The following is a 7,656-nucleotide window of genomic DNA, read 5'->3' on the forward strand; positions in this document are numbered from 1 at the left end:
TTTGGCCCCGACCGTAGCGTCGGTGGCATGACAGCCGCCCGCAATTATCCGTTTCCCTCGAAGCCGCAGGGCTGGACCAGCAACGACCAGGCGCGCTGGAATCAGGTGTTCGCGCGGATCCTCAGGGTCGAGGGCGGCTTCGTCGACGACGCCAAGGATCGGGGCGGCGCGACCAAGTTCGGAATCAGCCTGCGCTTCGCCAAAGCCGAGGGCCTGGTCGACGTCAACCTCGACGGCTTCAAGGACCTGGATCTAAATCTCGATGGCGTGATCGACGGCTTCGATATTCGCCAGCTGACCGCCGACATCGCCGAGGCGCTCTACTTCCAGCACTTCTGGAAGGGCCCGGGATTCTGGACTCTGCCCCGCCCGATCGACGCCGCCCTGTTCGACCAGGCCGTGAACGGCGGGACCACCGCCGCCGTCCGCCTGCTGCAGCGCGCCTGCTCGCGGTGCGGAGTACCGCTGAAGGACGACGGCGTCCTGGGACCCAAGACCCGCGCCGGCGTGGCCGAGGCCATCCGTGGCGGGCGCCTTCTGGAGGTCTACCGAACGGAGGCGGCGAACCGCTACGTCGCGATCACCCAGGCCGACCCGACCCAGAAGCGCTTCCTCAATGGCTGGCTGGCCAGGGCGAAGGAGCTGGGGCGTGTCTGAGTCCGCATCCAAGCCCACTCAGTTCGAAGCTCTGCTGGCGGAAGTCGCGGCGGAGCTGAAGGCCCGGAACATCACCCTGCCCGGCGTGATCACGGGGCAATGGGGAACCTTTGGCCGCTACATCCGCGGCGGCTGGCGCTCGGCCGCTGGCTGGGTGTGCGTGCTGGCGATCGTGGTCAATGCCATCGTCCTCCCCATCGCCCGGCTGTTCGGCTTTCAGGGCGAGCCGCTCTCCTGGGAGGGCGTCGCCGCCCTGGTCGGCGCGCTGGGCGTCCTGACCCACTACCGGTCCAAGGATCTGCAAGCCGAGGTGACGACGTGAGCGCCTACCTCGAAGTCTGCGGTGTGCTGTTCCATGTCCTTGTCGGCCTTGGCGTGGGAGCTGGCGGCCTGTTGTTCCTCTACCTGCGCGCGGTGGGGTTGGCCCGATGACCCTCGCCGCCAAACTCTCCCTCATCGCCGGCGCCCTGCTGCTGGTCTCGGTCGGACTGAACGTCTCGCTGGGCCGCCAGGTCGCCGCGCACAAGACCTGCGTTGCCGCGATCCGGTCTGACGCAAAGCTAGGCGCCGATCCCCGAAAGCTCTGCGACCCGATCACGGCGGGCCGATGGGCCCGTGCCGTCCAGGCCGAGACCTGCGACCTCGCCCTCAGCGCCAAACCCGAGAGTCGCTACGGCGTCGCCAACAACTGCTCCACCGTCGTGAAGCGGGTGCAGGCCCAGCGTGACGCGGTCAGTTCCGAGCTGCACGGCGTCGTCACCGAGCTGGCCACCGTCCGCTCCAACCAGACCGCCGCCATCCGTCGCGCCGAGGCCGACGCCCGAACACAAGCCGAGAGGAAGCTCCGTGCCCAAGCCGCTGTTGACCGCGCTCCGCGCACCGCTGATGGCCGCGTCCATTGCGATGCTCGCTGCCTGCGCGACCGTCAGGGAGCCGACGCAGGCCCCGGCGGCTGATCCGGTGGTTGAGGTCCGCACCGAGACCCGCCTGTTCTGCCCGCCTGACCTGTGGCGCGACGCTGGCGCCGATCCCGCGCCTGCCGACGACGCGACGGTCGATCACAACGCGTCCGGCGGAGCCTGGCTGGACGATCTCATCGCCGTCTCGGGCGTGCGCCTGAGCATCATCCTCGCGGCCCGGAAGGCCTGCGAACTGGCCGGAGCCGCGCCTCAGTGAAACAGCTTCTCGACTACTGGCCCCTGCTCCTGTTCGTGATCAACGCGGTAACGACCGGCGTCGCCCTGTCCCTGCGCCAGCTGGCCCAGAAGGAGGTCAAGGCGGTGGTGGAAGCGGCGGTCAGCCAGCTCGCGGCCGAGGATCGCCGCATCGAAGGTATTACCGACGAACACGACCACCGGCTGACCGTGCTCGAGCAGGGCGTGAAGAACCTACCGACCAAAGAGGACATGGCCAAGCTGGCCCATTCTATCGCCGGCATCAGCCAAAGCCAGGCCGCCCAGGGCGCGACCCTGGCGGCGGTGAAGGAGTCGGCTGGCCAGACAAAAGAGGCGGTTGATCGCCTGTATCGCTACTTCCTGGAGAAGGGCGCTTGAGCACCTTCGCTGATTTCCTCGCCCAGGACCGTCGCCTGGTCATTCTCCGCCTCCTGGTCGAAGCCCGGGGCGAGGCCAGCGAGAGCGTGATCGAGAAGGGCCTCAATGCGCTGGGCCACCGGGTCGGCGTCGATCGGGACGTCGTGCGCCAGGAGTTCTCCTTCCTGGAGACGGCTGGCTGCGTGAAGACCGAGTGGTTCGGCGATCGGGTCCAGGTGGCCAAGATCACCAAGCGCGGCGTCGCTGCCCAGGAGGGCAAGATCACGATCGAGGGCGTCGCCGAACCGTCCATGGGGGTCTGAGCCCATGGCCGCCCCCAAACAGAAGCGCCAGCCCTCGACGATCGACAAGCTGCCGGAGGAGCTGCGCGACCAGCTGGCCCGCCTGCGTCGACACGGCCGGACCATCACCGAGATCCACGACCACCTGGCCAAGCTGGGCGCCGAGGTTTCCCGGTCGGCAGTCGGCAGACATGTGAAGTCGATGGCCGAGGTCGGTGAGGACATGCGCCGCGCCGCCGAGATGGCCCGGTTCGTGGTCGACCAGTTCGGCGAAGAGACCGATGAGCGGGTCGGCCGCGCCAACATGGCCATCCTACAGAGCGGGATCATGGAGCTGCTCACCGAGCGGCCGATCGACGAGGAGACAGGCGAAGCGGCCAGGCTCGACGCCGACGAGATGAAGGCTCTCTCCCTGGCGCTGCAGCGCCTGGTCAGCTCGCAACGGCTGGACGCCGATCGCCAGCTGAAGATGCGCGCCGAGGCCAAGCGCGAGGCGGCCCAGGAAGCGGCCGCCGCCGTTGACCAGGTGGCGAAGACCGAGGGCCTGACCAAGGCCACCGCCGACGCGATCAAGGCGCGGATCCTGGGGATCGGCGCGTGACACCCAAACCGCCCGCCACCGTGGAGCTGCTGAAGGGCCCGCCGACTGTGATGCTGGGCTACCAGCAGCGTTTGCTCGCCTCGACCGCCGACGTGGTCGTCTACGAGAAGAGCCGACGCATCGGCATCTCCTGGGCGGCGGCGGCCGCGGCTGTGCTGGCCTCGTCGCTCGACAAGGCTGAGGGGGGCATGGACACCCTCTACATCGGCTATGAGAAGGAGATGACGCGCGGGTTCATCGACGACTGCGCGTTCTGGGCGAAGCACTTCAGCGACGCCGCCGTCGCGGTCGAGGAGTTCCTGTTCGTCGAGCAGGACCCGACCGGCGACCGCTCGATCCAGGCCTTCCGGATTCGGTTCGCCTCGGGCAACGAGATCGTCGCCCTGACCTCCCGCCCTCGCAACCTGCGCGGCAAGCAAGGCTTCGTCATCCTCGACGAGGCCGCATTCATGGATGACCTGGCGGAGATGCTGAAGGCAGCCTTCGCCCTGCTGATCTGGGGCGGCCGGGTCTGGATCATCTCCACCCATGACGGCGTCGACAATCCGTTCAACGAGCTGGTCGAGGAATGCCGGGCCCGGAAGAAGCCGTTCGAGCTGTTGCGGACCACCTTCCGCGACGCGCTCGACGAGGGACTCTACCGCCGGATCTGCCTGACCCAGGGCGTGGAGTGGACGCCGGAAAAGGAAGCGGCGTTCGAGGCCGGCATCCGGGCCAACTACGGCGCCGGCGCGGCCGAGGAGCTGGACGTCATCCCGAGCCAGGGCTCCGGCGTCTACCTGACCCGCGCCGTGATCGAGGCCTGCTCCGTTCCTGATCGACCCATCCTGCGCCTGCACGTCGCGCCTGACTTCGAGCTGAAGCCGGAAGCGGAGCGGCGATCCTATGTCGACGCCTGGCTGGAGCAGGCTGTCGCGCCGGAGCTGAAGAAGCTCGACCGGGGCCTGCGCCACTTCTTCGGCCAGGACTTCGCGCTGACCGGCGACGTGTCCGGCTATGCCCCCATGTGCATCGAGCGGTCGCTGAAGCGGTCGGTCCCCTTCCTGATCGAGATGCGCGGCGTCCCGCACGAGCAGCAGAAGCAGGTGGTCTTCTATGTGACCGAGCGCCTGCCGCGGTTCTCCGGCGGCAAGCTAGACTCCAATGGCAACGGTTCGTTCCTCGGCCAGGTCACCCTGCAGAAGTTCGGAGCCAGCCGGATCGAGGCGGTGAAGCCCACCCAGGAGTGGTACCGCACGAACATGCCGCCGATGAAAGCGGCCTTCGAAGATCGCGACATCTCGATCCCGGCGCACACCGACGTGGTCGATGACCTGCGCCAGGTGAAGATCACCCGGGGCGTCCCGATGGTCCCGCCCGATGCTCGCTCCAAAGGGTCGGACGGACTGTGGCGCCACGGCGACTTCGCGGTCGCCCTGGCCATGGCCTACGCGGCCTCGTCCGGCGAGGTCAGTGAGTACGCCTACACCGGCGTCTCCCGGCGCGCTGCCCAGCCGGCCGGCCGCGATCGCGATGATGACGACGACCGCCCCGCCACCCTGGCCCAAGACCTCAAACGCGCAGGAGCCTGGTGATGCCTGGTCTCGTTGATCACCTCGGCCGACCCATCGACCTCGGCCAGCTCAAGCGGGAGGTCGCCGCCCCCACGGTGTCGGGTGTGCGCCAGATCATCTCCGGCCACCCGGCCCAGGGGCTGACGCCTGGACGCCTGGCCAACATCCTGCGCCAGGCCGAGGCCGATGATCCCGTCGCCTACTTGGAACTCGCCCAGGACATGGAGGAAAAGGATCTCCACTACCTGTCGGTCCTGGGCACGCGGAAACGCCAGGTCTGCCAGCTGGAGGTCACGGTCGAGGCCGCCAGCGACTCCGTTGACGACGTGGCCAACGCTGAGCTGGTCCGTCAGTGGCTGCAGCGCGACACCCTGGACGACGACCTGTTCGACATCATGGACGCTGTCGGCAAGGGCTTCTCGCTCTGTGAGATCGTCTGGGACATGAGCGAGCGGCAGTGGTGGCCGTCGCGCATCGAGTATGTGGATCCGCGCTTCGTCCGGTTCGATCGTGTCACCGGCCGCACGCCGATGCTGATCGGCGACAACGGCACGCCGGAGGATCTCGCCGCCTTCAAGTTCATCCACCACCGGGTGCGCGCCTCCAGCGGTCTGCCCATCCGCGGCGGCCTGGCCCGCCCGGTAAGCTGGCTGTGGATGTTCAAGAACTACACGGTGAAGGACTGGGTGGCCTTCGCCGAGGTCTACGGCATGCCCTTCCGCCTCGGGAAGTACGAGAGCGGCGCGACGCCGGAGGAGATTCGCACCCTGCTGCGGGCGCTGGCGGACTTCGGCGCGGACGCCGCCGCCGCCATCCCCAAGTCGATGGACATCGAGTTCGTCGACGGCAAGGGCTCGACGGCCGACGGCGCCCTGTTCCGCGGCATGGCAGAGTGGTTCGACCAGCAGATCTCCAAGGCCGTCCTGGGCCAGACCGCTACCACTGACTCGGTGACCGGCGGCCTGGGCTCGGGCAAGGAGCACAACGACGTCCGCGGCGACATCGAGCGAGCCGACGCCAAGGGCCTGGCGGCCACCCTCAATCGCGACCTGGTCCGGCCGCTGATCGATCTCAACAAGGGGCCGCCTGCGAAGGGCGCCTATCCCCGCCTGGTGATTGGCCGGGCGGACGCGTGGGACGTCGACAAGATGATGCCGGCGGTCGAGCGGTTCGTACGGATGGGCGGTCGCGTCGAGGCGTCGGTGATCGGCGATCGCATCGGCCTGCCAGAGGCAAAGGCGGGCGCCGGGGTGCTTGTCGCCGCCGCGCCTGAAGCGCCCCAGGCGAGCCCTCAGGACGCCGCCCAGCGGCAACCCGCCCGGCCCGGGGAGCCACAGGCCCCCGCCAAACCCGCTCAAGGGGCCTCTCAGGCTTCTCATGGCCTCTCACGGGGCCACCCGACGCCGACCGTCGCCCGCACCGAGGCGCCTGCCGCCGCCGCACCTGATCCGATCGACCAGCTGATCGATGACGTGGTCGGCGACGGGGAATGGGTCATGGCCCCGATCGCCACGGCGATCGACGACGTCCTGGCCGACTGCACCTCACTAGAGGAGGCCCGCGAGCGGCTCGCGATCGCCGCCCAGAAGATGGACGTCACCGCCTTTACCGAACGCCTGGCCCAGGCGGCCTTCGCTGCTCGTCTCGCCGGGACCACCGGCCTGACCCTGACTGACATCGAGGAGACGGCATGACCGTACAGATCCCCGCCGAGGGCGCCTTCTATCGGGCCGACGGTTCGTTCCTGGGCTACCGGGACATCGCCGCGACTCTGAAGGTCGATTTGGTCGCGACCCAGGAGTCCGGTCCCGCGCTGCCGCAGGATCTGACCGGGCGCGTCTTCCTTCAGCGCATCATGGATGGCGAGGGCTCCGTCCTACGGGAGATCTATGGCATCAACGGCGTCGACGGGCTGGCCCACCGTATCGCCTTCCCCCTCAGCGAGGCCGACACTCAAGCCTTGCTGCCCACCGGCGGCGTGGTGGCGCGCGACCTGGTCCACGTGATCGGCGAAGTCACCGTCGACGGGTTTGATCAGATCTTCAGCGCCGCGTTCGCCGTCCGCAGTCTGCGGCGCGGGATGCCATCGACGGTCCTGTCGCTGCAGCCCAACGTCGGCATCGTCCTGGTTCGCTACGCCGGCGCGCCGCCCCTCTCGCTCCTGAAGGAGCTGATCGCGTCGGGGGAGCTCGAAGAAGACGCGGGCCAGGACGAGTTTGTCGAATACCTGCAGGCGCCCGCGCTGGCGGCGGCGCAGCAGGTGCAGGACCTGCTGGCCAGCATCACGCCGGCCGCCCAAACGCTATTCGACGACGCAACCTATGCGCAGATGCGGGCCACCCTGGGCCTGACGATCGGCACGCATGTCCAGGCCTTCGACACCGTGGGTCCTACGGTGCAGACGGACATCAACAGCCGGCTTTCTCTGACGTCGATCGCTGCTCAAGTGCTGGCCGGCGTCCTGGGCGTCACCGTCGGCACGGCCGGATCCCCGGGCGCGGCCTTCGCCGCCGATCTCGATACCGGCTGGTTCCAGCCGGCGGCCGACACCCAGGCCTGGGCGAACGGCGGCGCGGAGCAAATGCGCCTGGTCACGGCCGGCCTAGGGGTCAAGACGACCAACATCAAGGCGGAGCTGACTGTCGGCGGCGACATCCTGATCGGCGGCAGCGGGCGCGGCCTTCGGTTCAACTCCTACTACTCGGGAGCCTGGAAGTATTACGCGAGCGGCTACGCGGCGGCCCTGACCCTGGCGTCCGACGGGTCGCTCTACTACAGCAACACGGCCGTCACCGGAGCCGCGGACGCGACCGCGTCCTTCGACACGGTCTTCACGATCACCAAGAACGGCTACGTCGGCGTTCGCAAGACGCCGACCGTCGCCCTGGACGTCAACGGTCAAGCGACCATCTCAGGAACCCTGACCCTCACCGCCGGCCTGATGACCGCCGGCGCGGCCACCGACATGATCTTCGAGCCGACGGCGGGCGCCGACATTGAGTTGAAGGTCA

General features: G+C 68.4%; 10 protein-coding genes. All 10 read left to right on the forward strand.

Annotated elements, in window-relative coordinates; all coding sequences use genetic code 11:
* The first annotated feature begins 27 nt into the window (after positions 1–27).
* Positions 28–657 carry a glycoside hydrolase family 108 protein gene (locus tag ACODSL_RS11455; RefSeq protein ID WP_488900804.1) on the forward strand — a complete coding sequence of 210 codons (630 nt, stop codon included), beginning with the start codon at positions 28–30 and terminating at the stop codon, positions 655–657.
* Positions 650–979: a hypothetical protein gene (locus tag ACODSL_RS11460; RefSeq protein WP_488900805.1), complete on the forward strand. Its 330-nt coding sequence runs from the start codon at positions 650–652 to the stop codon at positions 977–979. The genes ACODSL_RS11455 and ACODSL_RS11460 overlap by 8 nt, the downstream gene beginning before the upstream one ends.
* 106 nt (positions 980–1,085) lie before the next feature.
* Entirely contained in the window at positions 1,086–1,613 is a 528-nt protein-coding gene (locus ACODSL_RS11465) for a hypothetical protein (RefSeq protein ID WP_488900806.1), read from the forward strand.
* Positions 1,614–1,617: 4 nt separating this feature from the next.
* Positions 1,618–1,833 carry a hypothetical protein gene (locus tag ACODSL_RS11470; protein WP_488900807.1) on the forward strand — a complete coding sequence of 72 codons (216 nt, stop codon included), beginning with the start codon at positions 1,618–1,620 and terminating at the stop codon, positions 1,831–1,833.
* Entirely contained in the window at positions 1,830–2,210 is a 381-nt protein-coding gene (locus ACODSL_RS11475; protein ID WP_488900808.1) for a DUF2730 family protein, read from the forward strand. Before ACODSL_RS11470 ends, ACODSL_RS11475 begins: the two co-directional genes overlap by 4 nt.
* Entirely contained in the window at positions 2,207–2,512 is a 306-nt protein-coding gene (locus ACODSL_RS11480; protein WP_488900809.1) for a VpaChn25_0724 family phage protein, read from the forward strand. Before ACODSL_RS11475 ends, ACODSL_RS11480 begins: the two co-directional genes overlap by 4 nt.
* A 4-nt stretch (positions 2,513–2,516) precedes the next feature.
* Positions 2,517–3,092: a phage protein Gp27 family protein gene (locus tag ACODSL_RS11485; RefSeq protein ID WP_488900810.1), complete on the forward strand. Its 576-nt coding sequence runs from the start codon at positions 2,517–2,519 to the stop codon at positions 3,090–3,092.
* A complete protein-coding gene (locus tag ACODSL_RS11490; protein WP_488900811.1) occupies positions 3,089–4,666 on the forward strand; it encodes a hypothetical protein in 1,578 nt (525 codons plus the stop codon). The genes ACODSL_RS11485 and ACODSL_RS11490 overlap by 4 nt, the downstream gene beginning before the upstream one ends.
* A complete protein-coding gene (locus ACODSL_RS11495; protein WP_488900812.1) occupies positions 4,666–6,339 on the forward strand; it encodes a DUF935 domain-containing protein in 1,674 nt (557 codons plus the stop codon). Before ACODSL_RS11490 ends, ACODSL_RS11495 begins: the two co-directional genes overlap by 1 nt.
* The coding region (locus ACODSL_RS11500) for a hypothetical protein (protein ID WP_488900813.1) at positions 6,336–7,656 on the forward strand (1,321 nt) is incomplete at its 3' end. The genes ACODSL_RS11495 and ACODSL_RS11500, both read left to right, overlap by 4 nt.

The sequence above is a fragment of the Caulobacter sp. FG121 genome (assembly GCF_057809815.1).

What these genes read in the sequence shown, in the direction of transcription:
- ACODSL_RS11485 (WP_488900810.1), top strand. Translation starts at nt 2,517, where the DNA reads ATGGCCGCCCCCAAACAGAAGCGCCAGCCCTCGACGATCGACAAGCTG.
- ACODSL_RS11465 (WP_488900806.1), top strand. Translation starts at nt 1,086, where the DNA reads ATGACCCTCGCCGCCAAACTCTCCCTCATCGCCGGCGCCCTGCTGCTG.
- ACODSL_RS11455 (WP_488900804.1), top strand. Translation starts at nt 28, where the DNA reads ATGACAGCCGCCCGCAATTATCCGTTTCCCTCGAAGCCGCAGGGCTGG.
- ACODSL_RS11495 (WP_488900812.1), top strand. Translation starts at nt 4,666, where the DNA reads ATGCCTGGTCTCGTTGATCACCTCGGCCGACCCATCGACCTCGGCCAG.